Raw genomic sequence first — 21,999 nt, 5'->3', positions numbered from 1 at the left:
CAATTCCGTACAAGACCGGATATCTACGCCCGATCTAGCGTCCCCACCGTGGAGATGCTGGAGACGCAGGAGACGCGAACGAAGGAGTTGCTGGCCAGGACGGCGGAGATCGCGACCGAGTGGCTCGGCACGCTCGGCGAACGGCCGGTGTCCGTCCGCGCCACGGTCGGCGAGCTGCGGTCGAGGCTGGGCCGCCCGCTGCCCGAGGAGCCCGTCGACCCGTTCACCGTGCTGGAGGACCTGGCGCGCGACGCCGAGCCGGGCGTGGTCGGCAGCCAGTCGGGACGGTATTTCGGATTCGTGATCGGCGGGGCGCTGCCCGCCGCCGTCGCGGCCGACTGGCTCACCTCGGTCTGGGACCAGTGCCCCGGGCCGTACGTGTGCGGTCCGGCCGCCGCCGTCGCGGAGGAGGTGGCGGGCGCCTGGCTCGCCGACCTTCTCGGCCTGCCGGGGGACGCCTCGTTCGCCGTCGTCCCCGGGTGCCAGACCGCCCACCTGACCTGCCTGGCCGCGGCGCGCCACCACGTGCTGCGGGCCGCGGGCTGGGACGTCGAGGAGCTGGGGCTGGCCGGGGCGCCGCCGATCCGCGTGCTGGTGGGCGCCGGGCGGCACGCCAGCGTGGACCGCGCGCTGCGGTTCCTGGGCATCGGGCGTGCCGCGATCACCGTCGTCCCCGCCGATGATTCGGCGCGGATGCGCGTGGACCTGCTGCGCCGGGAGCTCGACGGGCTCGCCGGCGCGCCCGTGATCGTCTGCGCGCAGGCCGGGGAGATCAACACCGGAGCCTGCGACGACCTGGACGCCATCGCCGACGCGGCGGCCGGGGCGGGCGCCTGGGTCCACGTCGACGGGGCGTTCGGGCTGTGGGCCGCCGCGAGCCCGCGGCTGCGCCCCCTCGTCCGAGGGGCCGGGCGCGCCGACTCGTGGGCCTTCGACACGCACAAGTGGCTGAACGTCCCGTACGACTCCGGCCTGGCGTACTGCGCCCACCCGGAGGCTCACCGGGCCGCGATGAGCGTGAGCGCCGACTACCTGGTGCTGGGCGGCCCGGAACGGCCACGCGACCCCATCGACTGGACCCCCGCGTTCTCGCGGCGCGCCCGCGGATTCGCCATCTACGCGGCGCTGAGGTCGCTCGGCCGGCGCGGAGTCGCCGACCTGGTGGAGCGGAGCTGCGACCTCGCGCGGGCGTTCGCCGCCGGGCTGAGCGGCGTCCCCGGCTGCCGGTTGCTGAACGAGGTCGTCCTCAACCAGGTGCTCTTCCGCTTCGGCGACGACCGCACGACCGACCTGGTGCTGCGCCGCGTGGTGGACGGCGGTGAGGCGTGGATGAGCGGGACGACGTTCGGCGGCCACAGGGCCATCCGCCTGTCGGTGTCCAACTGGCGGACGACCGAGGCCGACATCGACCGCACCCTCCAGGCGCTCCGGGACGCCGTGCGCTAGGACCGCGGCACGAGGTCGGCGGGGGCGGTGCCGGACGCGGTGAGGGGAAGGCCGAGGGTGGTGCGTTCGGCCAGCCAGCGGCTCGGGCGGTAGCGGGGGTCGCCGGTGGCGTCCTGAAGGCCCGCGAGGATGTCGAAGACCTGCCCGGCCCCCACCTGATCGCCCCATTCCAGCGGCCCGCGCGGGTAGCCGAGGCCGAGCCGGACGGCGAGGTCGATATCCTCCGGCCGGGCCAGCCGCTGCTCGGCGATCCCGCAGCCGACGTTCACGATGGACGCCAGGAGCCGCTGCGCGACCGTGGCGGGCGCGTCCCGCACGACGCTGACGGGACGTCCGGTCGAGAGCAGCGCGGCGAGCGCGGCGCGCCCGGCCTCCGGGGACAGGCCGGGGTGGACGGCCAGGGTCAGCCGGGACGCGAAGCCGCCGAGAGGATCGACGCCCAGGGTCCGCTCGGCGGGCAGGCCCTTGAAGCCGACCATGTCCACCACGCTCTCGCCGACCGGGGTGACCAGCACGACCGCCCGGCCGGACGGCTCGTCGCCCTCCTCGACCTCGACCCCGGCGCCGGAGAGCAGCGCGGTCAGGGCGTTCCTCGCCTCGGGATCCCGGTCGTGGATCCAGACGGGTCGCGGCTCGGCGTCCGGAGCGGTGACCTCGGGCGGCTCCTGCTTGGCGCCGTCCACATAGGCGTAGAAGCCCTCACCGGACTTGCGTCCGTACAGGCCCGCGTCCACCCGCGCCCGGCCGATCCTGGACGGGCGGAAGCGCGGCTCGCCGTAGAAGCCGGTCCACACCGACTCCATCACCGTGTGCGACACGTCCAGCCCGGTCAGGTCGAGCAGTTCGCAGGGACCCATCCTCAGGCCCAGCACGTCCCGGGCGATGCGGTCGATGTCCACCGGTTCGGCGGCGCCCTCGGAGAGGATCTGCAGGGCCTCGGTCACCAGGCCGCGCCCGGCGTGGTTGACCAGGAACCCCGGCGTGTCCGGGGCCAGGACGGGTTCGTGCCCGAGACGCCGGACCAGGGCCATGAGCTGCTCGGTCAGCCATCCGGCCGTGCGGGCGCCGGGGATCACCTCGACCAGCCGCATCAGCGGGACGGGGTTGAAGAAGTGCAGCCCGGCCAGGCGGCTCGGGTCCTCCAGGGCGGAGCCGATCGCCGTGATCGGCAGCGAGCTGGTGTTACTGGCCAGGACCGTCCCCTGGCCGCACACCTTCTCCACGGCGGCGAACAGCTCGCGCTTGGTCTCCAGGTCCTCCCGCACGGCCTCGATCACCAGATCGCAGCCGTCCGCGGGGGCCAGCGGGCCGGCGACCGGGCGCAGCCGCGACCTGGCCGCGTCGGCCTCCACCACGCTCATGCGGCCCTTGTCCACGAGCCTGCCGTACATGGCGCCGATGTGGCCGACGGCGTCGGTCACCGCCTCGGGGTTCAGGTCGGCCAGTTCCACCGTGAGCCCGCCCGCCGCCGCGAGCTGGGCGATCCCGCGTCCCATCACCCCGGTGCCGATCACCCGGATCGTTCCGGCCCGCTCGGCCGTCCACTGCTCCATGTCGCCGCGTCCTTCCCACAGGGAAATCTCGTACCGTCCGGCCTCTCCTCCCCCAGGGCAGGCTCTCACGTCCTCGCGCGCTTTCCCCCGGCGCCGGGCGATTTGGGCGAAGCCACCATCTACCCAGGCACCGCCGTATTCCACTGCAATGCGCCCACCTATTCTCGGTAGGACGTTGATCTGCGTGAGGAGCCAAGCATGCGCGACGCGGTGATCTGTGAGCCGATACGGACCCCCATCGGCCGTTTCGGCGGCGCCCTGAAGTCGGTGCCGGCGGCCGAGCTGGCGGCGACCGTGATCCGTGCGCTGGTGGAGCGCACCGGACTGCCCGGCGAGGCGGTGGACGAGGTGATCCTCGGCCAGTGCTACCCGACCTCCGACGCCCCGGCCATCGGCCGTGTCGCCGCGCTGGACGCGGGGCTGCCGATCGAGGTCGGCGGATCCCAGGTCGACCGGCGCTGCGGCTCGGGCCTGCAATCCGTGCTGAACGCCGCGATGCAGGTGCAGACCGGCGTCGCCGACCTGGTGATCGCGGGCGGTGTGGAGAGCATGAGCAACGCCCCCTTCTACACGACGGAGGCGCGCTGGGGCGTTCGCGGCGGCGGGCTGGAACTGCATGACGGGCTCGCGCGTGGCCGGGTCACCGCGGGCGGCAAGAACCATCCCGTCCCGGGCGGGATGCTGGAGACGGCCGAGAACCTGCGCCGCGAGTACGGCATCCCGCGTGAGGAGCAGGACCGGTTCTCGGTCATGTCGCACGAGCGCGCCGTGGCCGCCCAGCGGGACGGACGCTTCGCCGAGGAGATCGTGCCGGTCACGGTGCGGTCCCGTAAGGGCGACACGGTCGTGGACACCGACGAGCACCCCCGTCCCGACACCACCGTGGAGACGCTGGCCAAGCTGCGTCCCGTCCTGGGCAAGAGCGACGACCAGGCGACCGTGACCGCGGGCAACTCCAGCGGCCAGAACGACGCCGCCGCCGCGTGCGTGGTGACGACGGCCGAGCGCGCAGCCGAGCTGGGGCTGAGGCCCCTGGTGCGCCTGGTGTCGTGGGCGCAGGCGGGCGTGCCGCCCCGCACCATGGGGATCGGGCCGGTGCCCGCCACCGCCAAGGCATTGGAACGGGCCGGGCTGAGCCTGGACGACATGGACCTGATCGAGCTGAACGAGGCGTTCGCCGCGCAGGTCCTCGCCGTGCTGCGCGAGTGGGGCCTCAAGGAGGACGACTACGACCGCCTCAACGTGAACGGGTCCGGCATCTCGCTCGGCCACCCGGTCGGCGCCACCGGGACGCGCATCCTGGCCACCCTCGCCCGTGAGATGGACCGCCGCCAGGTCCGCTACGGGCTGGAGACGATGTGCATCGGCGGCGGGCAGGGGCTGGCCGCGATCTTCGAGCGGGTCTCCTGAGGTTCTCCGAGGTCTCCCTGTAACGATGGGCCGTCCGGTCCCACTTCCGGGTGTCAGTGCACATCCACACCGGAAGACAAGGGACGGACGGAGGTGCGGTCGATGACCGCTGAGTCCGGAGAGCCGGGCGAGCCCGGGGACGCCGCGCGCTTCACCGCCATCTACGACGCGTGCAGGCAGCGCGTGTGGGCGTACGCGGCGGCGCGTGCGGGACGGCAGGCGGCCGACGACGTGGTGAGCGAGACGTTCGCGGTGGCGTGGCGGCGGCTGGGCGACGTGCCCGAACCGCCGCTGCCCTGGCTGCTCGGCGTCGCCCGGAACGTGCTGCGCGACCGTTACCGCGAGCAGGCGCGGCATGCCGCGTTCACCACGGACTTCGCCGGTGAGCCACCGCCGGGACGGCAGGGCGCCACGGACGGCGACATCGCCGAGCGGGTCGCGGAACGCCTCGCGATGCTGCGCGCCATGGCGGCGCTCCCTGACGGCGACCGGGAGATCCTCATCCTGGTCGCCTGGCAGGGCCTCTCCCCCAGGGACGCGGCGAAGGTCGTCGGATGCAGCGCCGCCGCGCTGCGCGTCCGGCTGCACCGCGCCCGCAGGCGGCTGCTGCGCGCCGTCGGGGACGCCCCGCCGGAGCCCCGCGGAACGGCCGTTCCCTCCCACGTCCGGATGGTCACCAAGGAGATCTCATGAGCCGAGACGTGATGCGGGTCCTCGCGGAGGCGCGGCCCGCCGAACTGGACCCGGACGCGCCCGTCGACGCCTCGACGAGGGCCGCCGAGCTGGCGGCGGCCATGGCGGCGCCCGCCGCCGATCCCCGGGCGGTCCCGCCGCGCCGCCGCGTCCGGCCGCTGTGGCACGGCGGGCTGGGACTGGCCGGGGCGGCGGCCGCGGCCGCGCTGGTGCTCACGTCCCTCGGCGGCGGGCAGGGCGACGTCGTACCGGACCGGCGGGAACGGCCGGACGCCACGTCGGCCCGCGCGGTGCTCCTCGCGGCGGCGTCCAAGGCGGAGCAGGCCCCGGCCACGGGCAAGTACTGGCGCGTCACCCGGATGCACCTGATCCCGATCAAGGTCGGCCCCGAGGAACGGCGCTACACCGTCGTGGAGGCGCGGATCAACGAAGAGTGGGCCGACGCGAACGGGCGCGGCTGGTTCGGGTACAGGACGGCCGGCGCCGCTCCGAGGACCCCGCAGGACGAGAAGGCGTGGCGGCTCGACGGCTCGCCCGCGCGCTGGGACCTCGGGCGTGGCGACACGGTGGGAGGAGAGCGCCTGCGCGTCCAGGTCAAGCCGGGCAAGGGAACGCTGGTGAAGTCGGCCGGGCCCAACGACCTGCACGTCCCCATCGCGGGACCCGATCCGACCTTCGACGACCTGCGGAGGCTGCCGTCGGATCCGGCGGCGCTGCGAGCCCTGGCCGAGAAGCGCGCCCTCTCCGACGGAGATGACATTCCGTTGCAGGCGGACGGGCCGCAGGCGCGGCGGGCGTTCGCGGCGGGCAAGCTGATCGACCTGCTCACCACCGCGCCGGTGCCGCCGAAGGTGCGGGCGGCGGCGTTCCGCGCCCTGGCCGGAATGCCCGGTGTCACCTCGGAGGGCACGGCCGTGGACGCCCGCGGCCGGAAGGGGGTGGCGCTCTCGATCGTCACCCGCACTCGCGGCGGTTCCACCAGCGCCCGGCTGATCATCGATCCGGCCACGTCGCAGGTGCTGTCCGAGCGGCTTGCCGCGCAGCCGGCGGCCAAGAGCGGCCCCGGCAAGGAACGCACGACCCTCTACCTCGGCGCGGGCTGGACCGACGAGACCCCCCGGCCCCCGGCGCTGCCCTGACCCTCGTCGCCGTATCCGGCCGCCGTCCGCTCTGGACGGCGGCCGGTTGTTCGTCGTCCCAAGAACGGCCGGGCCGGGGTGGGAGGGAACATGGGGGTTTGCGTTTGACGAGGCCACACGTATATACCCGGGGTCACGACAGTGCGGTGCTCGTGTCGGCTGGACGTGGGCGACCCGTAAGCTACCACCGAGTAGTATTCGAGCCCCGGATGAAACGCGATCTGGAGCGAGTCCTACGCTGACAGCCGACGCCCGTACCTTCAGGAGGACGGAACCTTGCAGTACCCGATCACGTTGATCGTCGGGCTTGCCGGTACGGCGGTGGCGCTAGCGCTGGCCGGCCGGCGGGTGAAGTTCCTGTGGAGCCTGTTCCGCGCGGGGCAGCCCGACCCGGAGCGGGTCCTGCAAGTGCGGCGGGACCCCAAGACCGATGTCGAGGACCAGGTCGTCGAGGTGCTCGGCCAGCGCAAGCTGCTGAAGTGGACCGTCGCGGGCGCGGCGCATTTCGCGGTGATGTGGGCGTTCCTGCTGCTGCTGACCGTGTACGGCGAGGCCGGCGTGCAGTTGCTGTTCGGATTGCACGCGCACATCCCGGGGTTGCAGACCTGGGGGCCGATCGGTTTCGTCCAGGACACCATCGCGCTCGCCTGCCTGCTGGGGCTGGCCACCTTCACCGCGATCCGGATCAAGAACTCGCCCAAGCGGCTGGACCGGGCGTCCCGGTTCAAGGGCTCGCACACCGGCGGCGCCTGGCTGATCCTGTTCATGATCTTCAACGTGATCTGGACGATGCTGGCGTTCCGCGGCTTCGAGGTCGCCAACGGCAACTTCTCCTACGGCAAGTCCGGCTACGCCTCGTACGGGGTCGGGCAGGTCCTGTCGGGCATCGGCGAGCCGGAGTCGGGCCTGATGGTCGGGCTGGAGGCGTTCTTCCTGCTCGCCCACATCGGTGTCGCGCTGGCGTTCCTGGTCATCGTGGTGAACTCCAAGCACCTGCACATCTTCATCGCGCCGCTGAACGTGATGTTCAAGCGCCGCCCGGACGGGCTCGGCGCGGCGCAGCCGATGATGTCGGGCGGCAAGCCGCTGGACTTCGAGGAGGCCGACCCGGACGAGGACACCTTCGGCCGGGGCAAGATCGAGGACTTCACCTGGAAGGGCTTCCTCGACATGGCCACCTGCACCGAGTGCGGGCGATGCCAGTCGCAGTGCCCCGCCTGGAACACCGGCAAGCCGCTGTCGCCGAAGATGGTCGTCCTCGAACTGCGCGACCACGCGTTCGCCAAGGCGCCCTACATCCTCGCCTCCGACGAGGAGCGCGCCGCGTTCACCGACGAGCAGAAGACCGCCATGCAGGTGGACAAGGAGCTCGTCGGCGAGGACGGCGTCATCCACCCCGACGTGCTGTGGTCGTGCACCAACTGCGGCGCCTGCGTCGAGCAGTGCCCGGTGGACATCGAGCACATCGACCACATCCTGGACATGCGCCGCTTCCAGGTCATGATCGAGTCGAGCTTCCCGTCCGAGGCGGGCGTGATGCTCAAGAACCTGGAGAACAAGGGCAACCCCTGGGGCATGTCGGAGATGAAGCGCCTCGACTGGGTCGAGGAGCTGGACTTCGAGGTGCCGGTCGTGGAGGACAAGCTGCCCGCCGACACCGAGTACCTGTTCTGGGTCGGCTGCGCCGGGGCGCTGGAGGACCGGGCCAAGAAGACCACCAAGGCGGTCGCCGAGCTGCTGCACATCGCGGGTGTGAAGTTCGCCGTGCTCGGGCCGATGGAGGCGTGCAGCGGCGACCCGGCCCGCCGGCTGGGCATGGAGTTCGTCTACCAGATGCTCGCCCAGCAGAACGTGGAGACCCTCAACGAGGCGGGCGTCAAGAAGATCGTCGCGACCTGCCCGCACTGCTTCAACACCCTGGGCAACGAGTACCCGCAGATCGGCGGGAACTACGAGGTCGTCCACCACACCCAGTTGCTGGCGCACCTGGTGGAGACGGGCAGGCTCGTCCCGGTCACCCCGATCGAGGAGAACATCACCTACCACGACCCGTGCTTCCTGGGCCGCCACAACAAGGTCTACAAGCAGCCGCGCGACATCATGGCCACCGTCCCGGGCGTGAAGACCCGGGAGATGCACCGGCACAAGGACCGCGGCTTCTGCTGCGGCGCGGGCGGCGCGCGGATGTGGATGGAGGAGCGGATCGGCAAGCGCATCAACACCGAGCGCGTCGACGAGGCCCTCACCACCGACCCCGACACCGTCTCCACGGCCTGCCCGTTCTGCCTGGTCATGCTGGGCGACGCCATCAACGAGAAGAAGAACGCCGGCGACGCCAAGGAGTCGCTGGAGGTCGTGGACGTCTCCCAGCTCCTCATCCGTTCGATCAAGGGTGAGGGCACTCCGGGCAGCCCTCAGCAGAAGGAGCCCGTCACGGCCGAATGACCTCCGGCGCGGCCGGTGGCGGCATTCCACCGGCCTCCGGGGTGCCGGCGGCCGGGGTGCCAGTGGTCGGGGTGTCGACCGGCGGGGGAAGCACGACCAGGACCTCGTACAGGGATTGGATCACCTCGGGCGGGACGACGCCGCGCGCGATGAGCTCGTCGATGGAGGCGAACGGGCCCTGCACCTCCCGGACCGTCACGATGAGCTTGGCGTTCTGGAATCCGAGGCCCGGCAGCAGGGCGAGCACGTGCTCGGGCGCCGAGTTCACGTCCACCAGGCCGCCGTCGTCGAACGTCCTGGGCAGGTCGGGTCGGCCGATGTGCAGTTCCCTGGCGATGGACGGGTGGTGCAGAAGCAGGGCGCGCGCCTGTTCACGGCGGGTCCTGCGCTCGATCAGCTCGACCACGTGCGGGTCGGGCTCCGCCTGCTCGGCCGCCCCGCCCTTGTGGGACGGCCAGCCCGATCCGGTGAGCACCGCGACGTGCACGGCCCCGCCGATGGCCGCGATCATGCCCGCGACCATCGCCACGTCGTCGATGGGCCGCAGCTCGCTCGTATCACTTATCGTGAGCCACGAGAACAGGCTCAGCGCGAGCCAGGCGACACCGGCCAGGGCCAGCCGGGCACTGCGCCTGCGTCCCGCGAGATAGGCGACGACGGCCCAGCTCAACGTGCCGCAGGTGAAGATCGGCACCGCGATGGCGGTGATGCGCAACCCCACCCGTAGCTGCCGCTCGGTGCGCTCGACCGCCTGTCGCCGCGCGAGAGCGGCACCCGCCATCGGCGTCCATGCCGGCGGAGTCGCCGCCGGGACCGCTTGAGGCGCGTTGGGTCCCGGCGTGCTCCCCACCGGGTCCTGAACGGGTGGTTTCTGCCAGTTCAGCAGCGCCGGATCGGAACGCAGGATCCGCAGGTGCAGGTTCTGGAGCCGCTCGCCCGGCTCGACGCCGAACTCCTCGGCCAGGAACTCGCGGGCGTCCCGGTACGCGGCGAGGGCCTCGGCCTGCCGTCCCGACCGGTAGAGGGCGAGCATCAGCAGGTACCGGGCGCCCTCGCGGAGCGGGAAGTCGTTCACCAGCCGGATCAGCTCGGGAACCAGGCGCGCGTGCCGTCCCAGGTCCAGCTCGACCTCCGCGCACGTCTCCAGGGCCGCCGCCCGGTCCTCCACCAGGCGCTCGCGGGCCGCGTCGAAGACCGGGCCGGTCAGCCCGGCCAGCGGCGTCTCACGCCACATCGCCAGCGCCTCGCCCAGCCGCTCGATCGTCTCCGCCGCGTCCGCCGCCCCGGCCCGCGCCGTCAGAGCGCCGCGGACCCGCTTCTGGAAGACCTCGGCGTCCAGACCGTCCGGCGGGACGTGCAGCACGTACCCCGCGCTGGTCAGTTGCAGGACGCGCGCGGGCGTACGCGGCGACCGGTCCGGTTCGAGCACGCGGCGCAGCCCCGCGACGTACTTCTGGACGACGTTGGCGCCGTTGTCGGGCGGGTCCTCGCCCCAGACCGCGTCCACGATCGCCGTCGTCGGCACCGGGCGGTTGGGGTTCAGCAACAGCACCGCCAGGACCGCCTGCTGCTTGCCCGGCCCAAGGTCGAGCTCCTGCTCACCACGCCAGGCGCGCAGCCGCCCCAGGATCTCGAAACGCAGTGTGGGAGCGTCCCGCGCGTCCATCACCACCTCCACTCACCTGCTGCGGCAGCGAGGCCGCAGCCGAACGGCAGCCGGAGCACAGCGACGGCAGCGAGACGTCAGCCCGGCCGAATCGCCCCCCTGGACGCTCTCACTGAAACACGCAAGACCGACATAGGGGGTCGGAATGTCTGGCAAGAATAGGACGGCGCGCTTCGCGGTAGGGTTGCCGCTCGCCGCCGCCCTCGCGTTCTCCACGGCGGGCTGCCTGGGTGAGGACACCGTCACCCGCGCGAGCACCTCGGCCAAGCCGTCCCAGGCCACGAACGGCATCGACAAGCTGGACGGCTCCGAGGCGTTCTCGCGCGCCACCAAGGCCACGCTGTCGGCCGACTCGGTGCGCCTGCGCGGCCAGGTGCAGGACGGCAAGGACACCATCACCATGGACTTCCGCTACGCGGGGGCCAACCGGTCGGGCGGCACGCTGCGGATCGGCGTCCAGCAGATCGAGCTCATCAGGCTCGGCTCGGTGGTCTACTTCAAGGGCAACAAGCCCTTCCTCCAGGAGATCGGGGGGAAGGAGGCGGTGACCGCCATGTCCGGGAAGTACTTCAAGACCTCATCCAACAACGATCCCGACTTCGCCGACATCCAGGGCTTCACCAATCTGGCCGACCTGATGAAGGAGGCCACGGCCGAGTCCCAGGGCTGGCGTATCGACAAGCCCGGAAACGTCGGGGGCAGTCCCTCGATCGCTCTGGTCAGCCTGGCCGGCGACAAGATCCACATCGCGACTCAGGGCCCCCCGTACATCCTGCAGTTCGACGACGGTCCGCAGAACCGCATCGACTTCCTCTCCTACAACGAGCCGGTCACCCTCAAGCGGCCTCCATCGAACCTCGTCATCGACATGAGCGGCTGACCCCCTCCGCCCGTGAGGTGGGGAGGTCCGTCCGGTACGCGCGAGGTCGCTCCGCGCATGGAGAGGATGTGCCGCCGGTCGCCGGCAAACCGGCGGCATTTCGGGGGTGGGCCGCCGGGACTTCGGTCCCGGCGGCCCGTCGCGGTCAAGGGTTCGGCGCGGTCAGCCGGTGATGGCCTTGGCGAAGTCCGGGTTGGCCTGCATCCACTCGTTCACGGCCTGCTGGGGCTTGCCCTTGTACTTGTTCTCCATCAGGTCTTCGAGCGTGCCGAGCTGCTGGTCGTTCATCGTGAACTTCTTCAGCCAGCCCGCGACCTCGGCCTGGTCGCCGGAGAAGCCCTTGCGGCCCACGATGTTCACCCCGTCCGGCTGGCCCATCGCGCCCTTGGGGTCCTCAAGGTCGCGGATCGGGAACTTCGCGTACGCCCAGTGCGGCCGCCACAGCGTGACCACGATGTCCTTCCTGGCATCGGTGGCCTTCTTCAGCTCGGCGAGCATGGCCGCCGTGGAGGACGTCGTGACCTCGTACTCGCCCTCCAGGCCGTAGGCGGGCAGCATCTTCTCCTTGGAGATCCGGTACAGCCCGGAGCTCTTCTCGATGCCGATGATCTTGCCGCCGTAGGTGCCGCCCTTGCCCTTCAGGTCCTCCAGCGACTTCAGGGGCGAGTAGTCGGGCACGGCGATGGTCAACGGCGCCTTGTCATACCAGATACCGATCTTCTCGAGCTTGTCGCCGTACTGCTTCCAGTAGTCCTCGTGCGTGCCCGGAAGCCAGGAGTCCAGGAACACGTCCACGTCCCCCTTGGACATGCCCGCGTAGAGCGGACCGGTGTCGAGCGTCTTGACCTCGACCTTGTAGCCCTTGTCCTCCAGCATCCGTTCCCAGAGGTACGTGGCGGCCTCGCCCTCGGCCCAGCCCGCGACCATGCCGATCGTGATCTCCTTGTCGCCTGCGCCGTCCGAACCCGCGTCCTCACCTCCACAGGCGGCGGCGGACAGGCTCAGCGACAGCGCGGCGGCCACGGCGGCCACGCGCTTGAACGTGAAGCGCATACTCGGAACGTTCCTTTCGGTAGCTCTGTCGTGAAACAGAGAGGAGCGGCCCCCGGGCTTGCCTCGGGGGAGGGGCGTTGAACGCGCCCATCAGGACGCGGACGCCTTCGCAAGGGCGCGGGCGACGGCGGTGCGGTCGCCCAGCGCGCTGGTCAGCCGGTCAAGGAAGATCGCCAGCACCACCACGGCCAGGCCGCCCTCGAAGCCCTGGGCGATGTCCACCCGCTGGATGCCCTCCAGCACCTCGTTGCCCAGGCCACCCGCGCCCACCATCCCGGCGATCACCACCATGGACAACGACAACATGATCAGCTGGTTGATCCCGGCCATGATGGACGGCATCGCCAGCGGGATCTGGATCCGGCTCAGGATCCGCCCCGGCGGCGTGCCGAACGCCTCGCCCGCCTCCACCATCTCCGCGTCCACACCGCGGATGCCCAGCTCGGTCAGCCGCACCCCCGGCGGCAGCGCGAAGATGACGGTGGCCACCACACCGGGCACCACCCCGATGCTGAAGAAGAAGATCGCCGGGATCAGGTAGACGAACGCGGGCATCGTCTGCATCAGGTCCAGCACCGGCCGCACCGCCCGGCTCACCAGGTCGTTGCGGGCCGCCGCGATGCCCAGCGGAATCGAGATCACCACCGCGACCAGCGCGGACACCAGCACCAGCGCCAGCGAGTCCATCGCCGGCTCCCACAGCTCCATGCTGTCGATCAGCCCGAAGCCCAGGAGCGTGAACAGGCCCAGCCGCCAGCCGCTCAGGAACAGCGCCAGCAGCGCGAACACCCCCGTCAGCACCAGCGCGGGCGGCCCGGTCAGCACCGCGGTCAGCCCGTCCACCGTCCCCTCGACGGCCGCGCCGATCGCGTCGAACAACCACCCCAGGTTGTCCGTCAGCCAGGTGACCAGCCCGTCGAACCAGTCGCCCACCGGGATCCTCGGCAGCACGACGTCAGCGGGTCTCAACGACACTGCCCTCCATCAGCTCGGCCGGCGGGGCGGTCCTGATCGCACCCAGCGCCGCCAGCAATGTCACCCTGGGGATGACCCCGACCAGGACACCTCCCTCGTCGGTCACCGGGACGGGCAGGTCGCTCTCCGCGCACCGGGCGAACAGGTCGGCCACAGGCGTGTCCGGCGCCACCGGCTCCAGATCCTCCGGATCCAGCAGCGCCTCCAGCTCCTGGACGCCGTTCTGCACGGCATCGGCCACCGCCGACCCGGTCACCTTGCCCAGCAGCCTCCGGTCCCGGCCCACCACGAACGCCGCCGAGGTCTGGTGCTCCCGCATCGTCCGCAACGCCGTCCGCGGCCCCGTGCTCGCGGGCACCGTGACCAGCGGCTTCTCCATCACCGAGCGGGCGGTCAGCACCCGCGTGCGGTCCACATCCGCCACGAACTGCGCCACGTAGTCGTTCGCCGGGTCGGTCAGAATCTCCTCGGCCGTGCCGATCTGCACGATCCGGCCCTCGCGCATCACCGCGATCCGGTCCCCGATCCGCATCGCCTCGTTCAGGTCGTGGGTGATGAACACGATCGTCGTGCTGAGCCTCGACTGCAGGTCGACGAGCAGGTCCTGCATCTCGCGCCGGATCAGCGGGTCCAGGGCGCTGAACGCCTCGTCCATCAGGATGAGGTCCGTACCGGCCGCCAGCGCGCGGGCCAGGCCGACCCGCTGCCGCATCCCGCCCGACAACTGGCCGGGCAGCCGGTCCCCCCACCCTTCCAGACCCACCAGCTTCAGGTACTCGCGTGCGGTCTCCGCGCGCTCCCGCTTCGGCACCCCGCGCACCTCGAGCCCGTACGCCGCGTTCTCCAGAACGGACCGGTGCGGGAACAGCGCGAAGTGCTGGAACACCATGCTGACCTTCTTCTGCCGCAGGTCCCGCAGCGGCCTGGCCGCCATCCGCGCGATGTCCTCGCCCTCGATCTCGATCGTCCCCGAGGTCGGCTCCAGCAGCCCGTTCAGCATCCTGATCAGCGTGGACTTGCCGGAGCCCGACAGGCCCATCACCACGAAGATCTCGCCCTGCTCCACCGTGAACGTGGCGTCCACCACGGCGGCGGTCACACCCAGATCGCGGATCTCCTCGGGTCCAGCACCCGCGTCGAGCCTTCGCCGCGCCTCGGCGGCCTTCCTGCCGAACAGCTTCGTCACGCTCTCCGCGCGGAGTATGGACACGGTCTCCTTCCGCGTTCCCGCGGTCGCGGAAACGTCTGGCTCAGCACCGCCCGGAAGTGAGACGAGACGCATACTGGAAGCACGTCAACCGGACGGCAACGTCATGCGTCACACGAAACTACCCGCCAGCCAAAAAACTTTCACCTTTTGGTGATCTTGGTCACATCACCCGCCCGACCTGCGCGGCGACGATGGCTTCACACCCGCGTGCGGTGAAAGTTGAGATACGACCTCGACGGCGTCGGCCCCCGCTGATCCTGGTACCGCGACCCGTACTGCTTCGACCCGTACGGGTACTCCGCCGGCGAGCTCGTCCGGAACAGGCACATCTGCCCGATCTTCATCCCCGGCCACAGCTTGATCGGCAACGTGGCCACGTTCGACAGCTCCAGCGTCACATGCCCGCTGAACCCGGGGTCGATCCACCCGGCCGTCGAGTGCGTCAGCAGCCCCAACCGCCCGAGCGAGCTCTTCCCCTCCAGCCGCGCCGCCAGGTCATCGGGCAACGCGAACACCTCATAGGTCGAGGCCAGCACGAACTCCCCGGGGTGCAGCACGAACGCCTCGTCCCCGTCCACCTCGACCAGCCGCGTCAGCTCCGCCTGCTCGATCGCCGGGTCGATGTGCGGATACTTGTGGTTCTCGAACACCCGGAAGAACCGGTCCAGCCGCACGTCCACACTGGACGGCTGAACCATCCCCGGGTCGAACGGGTCGATCTTCACCCGCCCGGCCTCGACTTCGGCCCTGATGTCACGATCGGAGAGCAGCACCCTGAAAAGCTACCGGCTCCCCCACCCACTCGCAGACCACCGCCCCACGACATCCGGTACCATGTCCAAGGCACACACCAAGCGGGTGTAGTTCAATGGTAGAACTTCAGCTTCCCAAGCTGACAGCGCGGGTTCGATTCCCGTCACCCGCTCCCACGAAGAAGGCCCAGGTCAGGATATAGATCCCAACCTGGGCCTTGATCATTATCTGGCCGGTTTCCGACCGCCGGGCCATTAACAGGCCATTAGGCCACCGGCACCAGCGCCCCCGCCGCGCCGCCGTCCTCCTCGTCGTCCTGGCCCCATTCGGCTTGAACGAGCGCATCCAGGCCGTCAGCGATGGCGCGATCACCCTTGGTCGACCGGTGCTGATAGCGCAGCGCGGCCCGTTCGTTGTCATGGCCCATCCGAGCCATCAGGTTCTTGGTGGAGACGCCCATGTCGGCGGCGAGTTGGTTGCCCGTGTGCCGGAGATCGTGAAAGTGCAGGCCCGGCACACCCAGCGTGGCCACCACATGCCGCCAGTTCGTGATCTTGTTGAACCCGCTCCGCCGCAGCGGTCCACCATGCCCGGCTCTGTGAGCCGGGCATGCGGCCTGTTCCGTTCGGTCCCGTCTCGCAGCCCGGGCACGGACCGCCCCAGAACCGCCAAGCGACTGACAGCGAACACCGAGAAGACAGGAGTCCGCTCCATCGGACGAACCCACGAGGTGCCGGTCAGCGGCTTCCAGGCCCTCGGCGCCAACTACGCCCCACGGCCGCCAGCCCGATAACCGTTTGCCCGGCCACGAACGTGAACCTACTCTCTCCCATGCTCATCACACGGTGATCCGGTGACGGCCTCTCCCGAACCGACATGGTGAGGCAGTGATTCTTGCAAATACACACCCGTAAATCCGGCGGCATGCAGGGGGCTGAGGGTAAAGGACTGACGCGCCGCTTCTGGTGCTCGGGCACCTGCGCTCCGGGTTCGCTTGCCCTCGGATGAACGGGCGCTGCCGGCCGCGGGGTTGCGGAGCGGGCGTGCGGCCGGTTCCGTCCGGGCCCGTTTCGTAGCCTGGTCACGGCCGTTCACTTAGGGAGCGCGCCCAGGGAGTGGGGTAGGGCCCGTGCGGGTTCCGTTTGGGTGGGCGATGCTGACTGTATGAAGGGTCTTGCCTGGGTTTCCGGCTTGGTGTCAGGCGGGCTACTCGTCGTGCGGCTGGGCACGCGCCGCCTTAGGCCGGTTCTCAGGCCAGAGAGCAGGCGTGTCACTCGGGCACGGAAGGCCGCGTGTGAGCGGGTGGACCGGGATCTCGCGGCGATCGCTCAAGGTGTCCCTGAGTTTCGCCTGCTGGCCAGGGCCGACCTCGACACCTGCAGCCGTGGCGAGAACAACTGGAAGACTCGGGATCCCTTCCGATCGAGATGCCAGATGCGGGTGGCGGTCGCGTACACGTTCGCCGGCGAGCTTGCTCCACGGGCTATGGCGCTGCATGCAGTGCTGAGCGGGCGAGGCTGGAACGGAAGAGGGATTCCGCTGGTGCTGGACGAGTACTGGGATGCCGCGCTGGATCAGCCGCGTTACCGCTCTGGGCCGCCGGAGACGCAGTATCAGCAGGGCACGCCCACGCCGCCCAGCAGCCAGACCCTCACCGACATACCACGCGTACTACACATCGCCTTCTTCTCGGGCGACGACCCCGATCGGTACACCCGGGGCTTCACTGCGAGCATGGCTCGCATCCAAGATGTCCAGGCTCAAGGCTTCCGCTTTTTGGAGTACTACCGCACGTTCAGCGGCACGCCCTATGCCGCACCCTGGCTCGCCGTCCGTCAGCCTGGGACCCGACTGGTGGTGCTGATGTTCTCGGAGAACTATGTCCGGAACTGACCGGCCGACCCAGTTCGATCCACGCAGCACATGCGTCGCTGACGGCCTGGTCGTGGAGGCGCCGAACTGGCCAATGTCACTCCATTGACGGTCCCCATGAGCTTGCGCGACTGCCACCTGCGGCACTGCGTGTGGACGGCTGGACGTGGATGAGCGTCTCCGACCCGGTTAAATGAGTGCTATTCGGAACCCCGCGGTTCCCTGAGCCCTCCGGAGCTTGGAGCACTCGTTCGCGCGATTATCCGTTGCGAAATGCAGGCCCTGACGGACAAATTAATGCTATTACCAATCCGACAGCGTGGCGCCCTTTTTAGGATGGCCATCACGGGCTTTGGGACAGTGCCTCCCAATGGCCGAGTATCCGCACCCGTAATTGATCGCTTATGTTGCTCTTAGCACTTCGCTCCCGCAAGCTTTGGTTGGTGATGAAACTGTGGTTCCCTTCCGCACGGTGCCGTACCCGATCCGGCTCCTGGCGATAGGTGCCAATCTGCCTCGCGGAGCTATGGCGGCATCGAATCTCTGGCCTTGACCTGGGGCTGCCTGGAGGGATTGCTGCCAGACGATAGGGGGTCTACGCCTCTGGCGGGCTTGGGAGGTTGTGGGGCGGGTAGCGTGCCGGGCGTGACCAGTGCGGAGTTGCTTGTCGATGCCTTCGGCCGGGTTCAGGACGGCGTGTGGCGGGTTGTCGAGGGTCTTACGCCCGAGCAGTTGGCGTACAGGATCGAGGGCCGGGCGAACTCGATCGCTTGGATTGTGTGGCACCTGACGCGGATCCAGGACGACCATGTCGCGGAGGTCGCGAACAGGGAGCAGTTGTGGACGTCCGAGGGATGGACTGAACGATTCGGGCTTCCCTTCGACGACACGCAGACGGGTTGGGGGCACAACGACGAACAGGTGGCGGCGGTCCAGGTCGACTCGTTCGAGCTGTTGTCCGGTTACCACAACGCCGTCTACGAGCAGACGGTGGCGTTCGTGCGTGGACTGACCGACGAGGACCTTGGGCGGGTCGTGGATCGTTCGTGGGATCCGCCCGTCACCCTGGGGGTGCGGTTGGTCAGTGTGATCTCGGACGACCTTCAGCACCTTGGCCAGGCGGCCTTCGTCCGCGGCCTGTTGTAGGGGGTCTCCCCCGCCCAGGTGGGCGGGGGAGACGTTGTGTCAGACCCTGGGCGATGAGTTCCAAAGGTTCAGGGCCTTGTACGCGGGCACCCACTCGTTCTGGTACGCGGCGCGTACGGGTTCGGGCAGCGGTGCCAGCATCGTGGCGACGATGTGGTCGTCCGCGCCGTCCAGCATCCAGGGGATGATCCGTGACGCGTCCGGGCCGACGAGGCGGCCGCTGTGCTCGCCGAAGTGCCGCCACTGCTGGAGGTCCAGGGTCGCCTGGATCAGCGGCAGCACCTCGTCCTCCTCGTGCTTCAGGTGCGCGGTGAGGGCGGTGGTGAGGCTGTCGGTCAGCTCGCCTAGGCGGTCGGGGGCCGCCTCGCGGTCGGCCAGTGTGGTGTCGATCGACTCGATGATGGGGTCGATGGCGGCGTGCTCGTCCTCCATGGCCTTCAAGAGGGACAGGTCGTCTGAACGGCCGGCGACGGCCTCGCGCAGCGGCGGCCAGAGCGCCTCGTCCTCGGCCGTGTGGTGGACGTGCAGGGCCTTCTTGAACAGTTCCCAGCCGACGGCGGTGGCCAGGACGCGGCGGGGGTCGTCGTCCGTCCTGGCGGTGACCTTGGCCAGGTGCTCCAGGTCGCGCCGCAGCGCTCCGTGGTACGCGTACATCGGGCCCATGTCGAGCGTGTCAGTCACGGTGACTGCTCTCCTATCGCAGGTAGGCGGCCTTGTGAGGACGAGCGGGTGTCACAAAAGGCCGCGGTTGATCCGTCATTGCATCGACGGAACAAGAACCGAGGATGTGACCTATGGACGAGCGCGAGTTCCTGGCCGACCGCTTCGAGGAGCACCGCGGCCGCCTGAAGGCGGTGGCGTACCGCATGCTCGGCTCGCTCAGTGAAGCGGAGGACGCGGTGCAGGAAGCCTGGATCCGGTTGAGCCGCACCGACACCGGTGAGGTGGAGAACCTGGGCGGCTGGTTGACCACGGTGGTCGGCCGCGTCTCGTTGGACATGCTGCGTTCTCGTAAGTCCCGCCGTGAGTACCCCTTGGACGGGCACCTGCCGGACCCGATCGTGAGCCCGGTGGATAGGAGCGACCCAGAGCATGAGGCGTTGACCGCGGATTCGCTTGGGCTGGCGTTGCTGGTCGTCCTGGAGACGCTGACCCCGGCCGAACGGCTCGCGTTCGTGCTGCATGACATGTTCGGGATGTCGTTCGAGGAGATCGCCCCGATCGTGGGACGGACCCCGGTGGCGGCCAGGAAGCTGGCCAGCCGCGCCCGTCAGAGGGTGCGCGGAACGGCTCCGACGCCGGACGCCGACCTGAGCCGCCAGCGTGAGGTCGTGGACGCCTTCCTGGCCGCCTCGCGGAGCGCCGACTTCGAGGCGCTGCTCACCGTGCTCGATCCGGACGTGGTGTTGCGCGCGGACACGGGTGCTTTGGCGGGCATCGGCGTCACCATGCGGCGCGGCGCCCGTGCGGTGGCCGAGAACGCGCTCGCGTTCCAGCGTCTCGCCCGTTCGCGTACCACGGTGCCCGCGCTGGTGAACGGCGCGGCCGGGTTGGTGAGCCTGGAGGACGGGCAGCCCGAGGCCGTTCTGGCGTTCACGATCGTGGGCGGACGGATCGTCGAGATCGACATCCTTTCGGATCCCGACCGGCTTCGTGCCCTCGACCTCGCCGTTCCGGGCGCCTGACCGGCGAAGCCGTGGATTGTCGGAGGCGTGCGGCAGACTGCGTCCGAACGAGACGAGGGGGCTGCCATGGCGATCCATGTGGCGAACCGGCGGCGGGCTCGGGCCTCGGTGGAGGCGGCGTACCCGGGCGCGCTGATCCTGGACGTCACGTCGCGCGCCGAGGCGCCCTGGGTACGGCTCAGCCCGTTCTACCCCCATGGGGGAATACCGGTGCCGTTCAGTCCTGGGGTGACGGCCCAGTCGGTGGAGGGCATCTGGCAGGCGCTCAAGGTCTTCCAGGGCCACGACGTGGACCCGGCCAAGCTGGAGGTAGCGTCGATGCGGGGGCTCAAGCGCACGGTCCGCAAGTACGGTCCCGTGCGCGGGCACCGCGCCGGGCTCACCGGGGAGGTGTTGCTGCCGTACGAGCGGGCGCGCAGGGAGATCTACCTGCCCTCGTACCGGTGGGTACTGGAGAATCCGGCGGCCGACCTGGTAGACGAGTTACGGCGGCTCGCCGCGCAACGGGACGTCGTGCTGCTCGACTACGGCACCAATGACGATGTGGCGGATGTGTCCAGGCCGTTGTCGCACGCCGGTCTCGTCCGACGTCATCTCGAAGGGCGCTGGCAGGCGGCCGCCGACCACTCCGTCAGGGGACCATGACCAACAGCGACGGGACCTTGGAAGGGCTTCGCATCCGGTTGGCCGACGCGGACGATGACGCGTCGCTGTTCGATCTGCGCTCGGCGCTGGACCGGGAGTCGCGGTTCATGATGCTGGAGCCCGGTGAGCGCGAACGGCACGACGAACTGCCAAGCCGGTCGTTCCAGGTGGTCGCGGAGGAAGGCGGCCGGCTGGTCGGCTATGTGCACGTCTCGGTGCTGCCCTATGCGCGCGCCCGGCACTGCGGGCAGCTCGTGGTGGGCGTCCGCGCGTCCCACACCGGACGGGGCGTGGGACGCGCTCTGCTCGACGCCACCGTGCGGCAGGCCCGTCAGCGGGGCCTGCGGCGGCTCGAACTCACCGTGATGACGCACAACCGTGCGGCGCTTGCGCTCTACACGCGCTGTGGGTTCCAGGTCGAGGGGTTGCGCCGCGGGTCCCTTCAGGTGGACGGCGAGCAGGTCGACGAGTACTACATGGGTCTGCTGCTGTAGGGGCCGCCCGCCTAGGATCCGGCCAGTTTCGCGACGACCGGGGAGAAGGCGTTCAGGTCGGTCTCGTGATGAAGGACGAAGTAGGACATCCCGTATTCGTCGCGCCAGTGCCGGAGCTTGTCGGCCATGTCGGTGACGCTGCCCGTAAGGACCTGGGGGGTGCCGCCCTGCTGGGAGGTGTCGGCGGCGCTCCAGGCGGCCTGCGCGGCGCCCTCCCCGATCTGCATCACGCTGGTGCCGATCTCGATCTGCTCGAAGCGCGGCCCGGCGGCCTCCCGGAGCAGTTCGATCTTCCGGATGAAGGACGCGGCGCCGCCGTCCGAGGGGTCGGGGCCGCTGCCGTCCGGGAGCGTGCGCATGGTGAGGTTGACGATGTCCGCCTCGGCCGCGGCCAGGCGCAGCATGGCGGGGCCTCCGCCGCCGATGAGGATCGGCGGGTGCGGGCGCTGCGCCGGTCGCGGGTCCTGCTCCAGGTCGCGGACGTGGTAGTGCTCCCCTTCGTAAGAGAAGGGACCGCCCGACCACGCCCCCTTGAGGACGGCGAGCCCTTCGCGTAGGCGGCGCAAGCGGACGCGGGGTTCGTCCAGGGTGAGTCCGGCGGCGTTGTAGTCCTTGCCGAGCCAGCCGGTGCCGATGCCCAGTTCCAGCCGTCCGTCCGAGAGGACGTCCAGGGTCGCGGTCTCCTTGGCCAGGAGGACGGGGTGCCGGAAGTCGTTGGCCAACACCATCGTGCCGACGCGCAGCCGTGTGGTGGCGTCGGCCGCGGCCATCATGGCGGTGAGCGGCCCGAACCTCGGGCCGACGATGTGGTCGGGGACGAGCATCACGTCGAAGCCCGTGTCCTCGAGCCGCCGCGCCTTGTCGATCCATGCCTTCCGCGTGCCCGCCAGCCGGACCACCGCGCCGAACCGGAATCCGCGCATCCTCGCCCCTC

20 protein-coding genes and 1 tRNA gene are annotated in these 21,999 nt (G+C 70.1%); 12 read left to right on the top strand and 9 right to left on the bottom strand.

Going from position 1 to position 21,999, the window contains the following annotated elements; genetic code table 11:
- Positions 1 to 54 precede the first annotated feature (54 nt).
- Entirely contained in the window at positions 55 to 1,446 is a 1,392-nt protein-coding gene (locus ACGWYJ_RS01550) for a pyridoxal phosphate-dependent decarboxylase family protein (protein WP_395103840.1), read from the top strand.
- Here the strand turns inward: ACGWYJ_RS01550 and ACGWYJ_RS01545 are convergent.
- Positions 1,443 to 2,999: a 3-hydroxyacyl-CoA dehydrogenase gene (locus tag ACGWYJ_RS01545; RefSeq protein WP_395103648.1), complete on the bottom strand. Its 1,557-nt coding sequence runs from the start codon at positions 2,997 to 2,999 to the stop codon at positions 1,443 to 1,445. The two genes, ACGWYJ_RS01550 and ACGWYJ_RS01545, sit on opposite strands and share 4 nt — an antisense overlap.
- Positions 3,000 to 3,197: 198 nt before the next feature.
- On the opposite strand from ACGWYJ_RS01545, the gene ACGWYJ_RS01540 reads away from it, so the two are divergent.
- The 4 genes from ACGWYJ_RS01540 (at position 3,198) to ACGWYJ_RS01525 (ending at position 8,686) form a co-directional block, all read left to right on the top strand.
- Positions 3,198 to 4,409 (top strand): acetyl-CoA C-acetyltransferase, encoded by a 1,212-nt coding sequence (locus ACGWYJ_RS01540; protein WP_395103647.1) that lies wholly within the window; start codon positions 3,198 to 3,200, stop codon positions 4,407 to 4,409.
- A gap of 102 nt (positions 4,410 to 4,511) precedes the next feature.
- The gene (locus ACGWYJ_RS01535) at positions 4,512 to 5,102 is read left to right on the top strand and encodes an RNA polymerase sigma factor (RefSeq protein ID WP_395103646.1); all 591 of its coding nucleotides are present in this window, start codon (positions 4,512 to 4,514) and stop codon (positions 5,100 to 5,102) included.
- Complete coding sequence (locus ACGWYJ_RS01530) at positions 5,099 to 6,241, top strand: CU044_5270 family protein (RefSeq protein ID WP_395103645.1); 1,143 nt, start codon at positions 5,099 to 5,101, stop codon at positions 6,239 to 6,241. The genes ACGWYJ_RS01535 and ACGWYJ_RS01530 overlap by 4 nt, the downstream gene beginning before the upstream one ends.
- Positions 6,242 to 6,517: 276 nt before the next feature.
- Positions 6,518 to 8,686, top strand: a complete 2,169-nt coding sequence (locus ACGWYJ_RS01525) for a (Fe-S)-binding protein (protein ID WP_395103644.1) — start codon at positions 6,518 to 6,520, stop codon at positions 8,684 to 8,686.
- On the opposite strand, the gene ACGWYJ_RS01520 is transcribed toward ACGWYJ_RS01525, so the two are convergent.
- Positions 8,673 to 10,352, bottom strand: coding sequence for a BTAD domain-containing putative transcriptional regulator (locus ACGWYJ_RS01520; protein WP_395103643.1), 1,680 nt, complete (start codon positions 10,350 to 10,352; stop codon positions 8,673 to 8,675). The genes ACGWYJ_RS01525 and ACGWYJ_RS01520 overlap by 14 nt on opposite strands.
- 145 nt (positions 10,353 to 10,497) lie before the next feature.
- On the opposite strand from ACGWYJ_RS01520, the gene ACGWYJ_RS01515 reads away from it, so the two are divergent.
- The gene (locus tag ACGWYJ_RS01515) at positions 10,498 to 11,232 is read left to right on the top strand and encodes a hypothetical protein (protein WP_395103642.1); all 735 of its coding nucleotides are present in this window, start codon (positions 10,498 to 10,500) and stop codon (positions 11,230 to 11,232) included.
- A gap of 162 nt (positions 11,233 to 11,394) precedes the next feature.
- Here ACGWYJ_RS01515 and ACGWYJ_RS01510 read toward each other — a convergent pair whose 3' ends face one another.
- The 4 genes from ACGWYJ_RS01510 to dcd form a co-directional block, all read right to left on the bottom strand.
- Positions 11,395 to 12,285: a glycine betaine ABC transporter substrate-binding protein gene (locus ACGWYJ_RS01510; RefSeq protein WP_395103641.1), complete on the bottom strand. Its 891-nt coding sequence runs from the start codon at positions 12,283 to 12,285 to the stop codon at positions 11,395 to 11,397.
- Between the two features lie 90 nt (positions 12,286 to 12,375).
- Positions 12,376 to 13,254, bottom strand: a complete 879-nt coding sequence (locus ACGWYJ_RS01505) for an ABC transporter permease (protein ID WP_395103640.1) — start codon at positions 13,252 to 13,254, stop codon at positions 12,376 to 12,378.
- On the bottom strand, positions 13,241 to 14,470 hold the full coding sequence (locus ACGWYJ_RS01500) for a glycine betaine/L-proline ABC transporter ATP-binding protein (protein WP_395103639.1): 1,230 nt from the start codon (positions 14,468 to 14,470) through the stop codon (positions 13,241 to 13,243). Before ACGWYJ_RS01500 ends, ACGWYJ_RS01505 begins: the two co-directional genes overlap by 14 nt.
- A gap of 197 nt (positions 14,471 to 14,667) precedes the next feature.
- Positions 14,668 to 15,243 carry a dCTP deaminase gene (gene dcd, locus ACGWYJ_RS01495; RefSeq protein ID WP_285700611.1) on the bottom strand — a complete coding sequence of 192 codons (576 nt, stop codon included), beginning with the start codon at positions 15,241 to 15,243 and terminating at the stop codon, positions 14,668 to 14,670.
- 81 nt (positions 15,244 to 15,324) lie between these two features.
- Between dcd and ACGWYJ_RS01490 the strand changes: the two genes are divergently transcribed.
- Positions 15,325 to 15,395 (top strand) — tRNA-Gly (locus tag ACGWYJ_RS01490).
- A gap of 93 nt (positions 15,396 to 15,488) precedes the next feature.
- Here ACGWYJ_RS01490 and ACGWYJ_RS01485 read toward each other — a convergent pair.
- Positions 15,489 to 15,758: a hypothetical protein gene (locus tag ACGWYJ_RS01485; protein WP_395103638.1), complete on the bottom strand. Its 270-nt coding sequence runs from the start codon at positions 15,756 to 15,758 to the stop codon at positions 15,489 to 15,491.
- Between the two features lie 767 nt (positions 15,759 to 16,525).
- Here ACGWYJ_RS01485 and ACGWYJ_RS01480 point away from each other — a divergent pair.
- Both ACGWYJ_RS01480 and ACGWYJ_RS01475 read left to right on the top strand, forming a co-directional pair.
- Complete coding sequence (locus ACGWYJ_RS01480; protein WP_395103636.1) at positions 16,526 to 17,116, top strand: hypothetical protein; 591 nt, start codon at positions 16,526 to 16,528, stop codon at positions 17,114 to 17,116.
- A 624-nt stretch (positions 17,117 to 17,740) separates the two neighbouring features.
- Positions 17,741 to 18,241 (top strand): DinB family protein, encoded by a 501-nt coding sequence (locus ACGWYJ_RS01475; protein WP_395103635.1) that lies wholly within the window; start codon positions 17,741 to 17,743, stop codon positions 18,239 to 18,241.
- Between the two features lie 39 nt (positions 18,242 to 18,280).
- Here ACGWYJ_RS01475 and ACGWYJ_RS01470 read toward each other — a convergent pair whose 3' ends face one another.
- Positions 18,281 to 18,922, bottom strand: a complete 642-nt coding sequence (locus ACGWYJ_RS01470; protein WP_395103633.1) for a hemerythrin domain-containing protein — start codon at positions 18,920 to 18,922, stop codon at positions 18,281 to 18,283.
- Between the two features lie 113 nt (positions 18,923 to 19,035).
- Between ACGWYJ_RS01470 and sigJ the strand changes: the two genes are divergently transcribed.
- From sigJ to ACGWYJ_RS01455, 3 genes are all read left to right on the top strand, one after another.
- Complete coding sequence (sigJ, locus tag ACGWYJ_RS01465) at positions 19,036 to 19,926, top strand: RNA polymerase sigma factor SigJ (RefSeq protein WP_395103632.1); 891 nt, start codon at positions 19,036 to 19,038, stop codon at positions 19,924 to 19,926.
- Between the two features lie 66 nt (positions 19,927 to 19,992).
- Positions 19,993 to 20,571 (top strand): DUF6939 family protein, encoded by a 579-nt coding sequence (locus tag ACGWYJ_RS01460; RefSeq protein WP_395103631.1) that lies wholly within the window; start codon positions 19,993 to 19,995, stop codon positions 20,569 to 20,571.
- On the top strand, positions 20,568 to 21,065 hold the full coding sequence (locus ACGWYJ_RS01455; RefSeq protein ID WP_395103630.1) for a GNAT family N-acetyltransferase: 498 nt from the start codon (positions 20,568 to 20,570) through the stop codon (positions 21,063 to 21,065). Before ACGWYJ_RS01460 ends, ACGWYJ_RS01455 begins: the two co-directional genes overlap by 4 nt.
- An 11-nt stretch (positions 21,066 to 21,076) precedes the next feature.
- Here ACGWYJ_RS01455 and ACGWYJ_RS01450 read toward each other — a convergent pair whose 3' ends face one another.
- Entirely contained in the window at positions 21,077 to 21,988 is a 912-nt protein-coding gene (locus tag ACGWYJ_RS01450) for a TIGR03621 family F420-dependent LLM class oxidoreductase (protein ID WP_395103629.1), read from the bottom strand.
- Positions 21,989 to 21,999 lie beyond the last annotated feature (11 nt).

The organism is Actinomadura sp. SCN-SB (assembly GCF_043906805.1).
Taxonomy (GTDB): Bacteria; Actinomycetota; Actinomycetes; order Streptosporangiales; family Streptosporangiaceae; genus Spirillospora.
Note: the sequence above shows the minus strand (reverse complement) of the source record. Positions and strands in the feature narration are given on the sequence as shown.